This is a genomic window from Roseovarius sp. A-2 (assembly GCF_002072155.1).
Lineage (GTDB): Bacteria > Pseudomonadota > Alphaproteobacteria > Rhodobacterales > Rhodobacteraceae > Roseovarius.
Window position 1 is genome coordinate 1 of record NZ_BDIY01000073.1, and the last position, 2,253, is coordinate 2,253.

General features: G+C 51.8%; 3 protein-coding genes. All 3 read right to left on the bottom strand.

The features are described 5' to 3' along the window. Positions 1-140: 140 nt before the first annotated feature. From BHD06_RS22555 to BHD06_RS22565, 3 genes are read right to left on the bottom strand one after another with little or no spacing between them, the layout of a single operon-like run. Positions 141-755, bottom strand: a complete 615-nt coding sequence (locus tag BHD06_RS22555; RefSeq protein ID WP_080459181.1) for a helicase HerA domain-containing protein — start codon at positions 753-755, stop codon at positions 141-143. 9 nt (positions 756-764) lie between these two features. Then, positions 765-1,802, bottom strand: coding sequence for an SIR2 family protein (locus tag BHD06_RS22560; RefSeq protein ID WP_080459182.1), 1,038 nt, complete (start codon positions 1,800-1,802; stop codon positions 765-767). Beyond that, on the bottom strand, positions 1,799-2,143 hold the full coding sequence (locus BHD06_RS22565) for a hypothetical protein (protein WP_217805726.1): 345 nt from the start codon (positions 2,141-2,143) through the stop codon (positions 1,799-1,801). The genes BHD06_RS22560 and BHD06_RS22565 overlap by 4 nt, the downstream gene beginning before the upstream one ends. Positions 2,144-2,253: the final 110 nt, after the last annotated feature.

The window sequence follows — 2,253 nt, forward strand, 5'->3', positions numbered from 1 at the left end:
AAAAGGCCCCATTCCGCCCTTGATCGGCAGACGCCTGACGACGCATATTGGGTAGGCTTGGAACAACAAGAAGCAGCATGAAACCTAAACCCGATACACCTTAGAAAAGCTGCAAACATGTCCGAAAAGGTGGGACCACTTCAATCAAACAGTATGGCATTTGCCTGACCCAAGGCGGCGACCTGATCGAGCACGCGCGCTGTTGTGTACGACTTTCCAGAACCGGTGCTTCCGACTACGATAGCGTGGCGCTGAAATAGCCTGTTGCCGTTAAGAAATGCGGTGGCTTTTTCGTCCAACGTATACTTACCAAGTTCAAGTTGAGGACCCTCTCCAGTCACATTAGAAATGACTTGCATGAAATTCGTCAGGCGTTTCCCCTCCAGCGCAAAGCAGTTTGCGTCAATTTCGGGGACGGTCTCCAAAGTTCGTCTGAAGACATTTTCCTGAAGTCCCAGCTTGTCGATGAGAGTTCCAATGAGCGATACCCGAACAAGGTTGTTCTCAGGAAGTTCAACGATCTCATCTGCTTCCGGCTGTGGTTCCTCAGGTTGGGTGTCTAGTGCCTTACGAGTAATGCGCGATACTACACCTACCAAGTGTTGACCTGCCTTGCTGCTCTGTAGAGCAACCAGACGATTTACTTGGACACGCTTGAGTCTTTCAAGTTCGTCGACGCGGACAACCACAACGGCGGTATCTACTGAGATAATCTTTCCCAACGCTTCTGCGTCTTCGTAATCAAATATGGACATTTATTAACCTCACATCACCATTCTGTTAAAATTGTCGAACGTCCAGATATCGGGGGCGGCTATCGTTACGCCCTCGGGCTGATCAGGAAAGTACGCCCGCGTTCCACTTCCGTCTTTTTCGAGTGCAAAGTAATTGATTCCGGCATTGTTGGCTATAAAGTCCTTAGCGTCGCCAGTGAGCGTGCGCGTCAATATTACGATTGGCACATTTTGCTGCTTACATCGCTCAACGATCTTTGGCTGAATGTGCCTGTCGCGGAAGCCGTAGCCGATACAGAGAAATGATGCAGCTTGCTCCAATGCTCTATCAGCGCCTTGGATGGCCGATCGAAATGGTTCATCGTGCGTGCGTTCATATTTGCTGACGCCTGGAGTAACTATCAACGGCTCGAAACCTTCTGGCAGCGTTTCGGGAATAGGTAGCGAGACAACTTGGCCATTAGCGTCTGCAAACCAATCGAGTGATCCGTGAACTTTCCAAATTCTAACTGTCCTAGCGGGATGGTTGCCTCGACGAACTGAAACGGTATCGGCACCTTCCCGTGACCGAATTATGCTTGGAGCGAATCCAGTCGAGTGGAAGTATCCCGCAATATCCGAAGCATATTCTGCGACTCGATCATAATTGGGAGTCACGATGTTCGTCACCATATGGGTGCTTTTGAACATGCCGCGAAGTAAGTCAGCGAGTTGAAAATGCTCATCTCCGCGCGCTGCGCGGCCCATTAGAGCCAAATCATCCTCCGCAATGGCTTGCCAAGTGTGCGTGACGATCTTCGATACGAGGCTCAATGGAGCAGCAGTTTTTAAGAGAGCTTCCTCTAGTCCGTCACCATGGGCCAAAGCTGTTTTGATCAACATCCAGGCATCAGCTTCATCACCTTCATCTGGCTGAATGTTGTCCCTCAGATATTGTGACAGCTCAGTCATGCCTCTCAGGCCATGAACAATGGATGCTCCACTCCCCAAAATCACTACCGGATGCTGCTGGAAGCAGCCTTGAGCGAAGGCAGCTATTCTTTCGGTTATCTTTTCCTCGTCACTCATAGCTTAATCTCTGCATCCGGGTTTCCGGCGGCGAGTGCGTTCATGTAGGCAAGGCATAGATCGCAAGAGCGGTATTTCCCGCCATAAGCGGACTTCTCTTCGCGCTCGACAATTGGGAAGGTCGAATAGATGTAGCGGATGTCGTCGCGGTCAGTGATGCCGTAGAGATGAAAAAAGACGGCGTCGAGCTTGGCGCGCAAGATAAGGCGGCGCTCTTTATCCCAAGTGAAGGGGGGCTTCACAGTTCCAGCTTCATCCACATAGCCCATATCCTGAGCAAATGGTGCCATGTCGTGGGCGGTGTAGGTAAGCTCAAGAACAGCCTGCCGCGCGACAAACAAGGTGAGAATCCAGCGTCAATCAGGATGAGAACGCGGGGGTGGGGGCTCGCAGGGAGGGCGTAGCCCGACTGGAGAGGCCCCACCCCCGCGTTGCGCCCCAAATGGGCGGG

Coding starts and splice junctions, on each gene's coding strand:
- BHD06_RS22555 (WP_080459181.1), bottom strand. CDS start 755: ATGTCCATATTTGATTACGAAGACGCAGAAGCGTTGGGAAAGATTATC.
- BHD06_RS22560 (WP_080459182.1), bottom strand. CDS start 1,802: ATGAGTGACGAGGAAAAGATAACCGAAAGAATAGCTGCCTTCGCTCAA.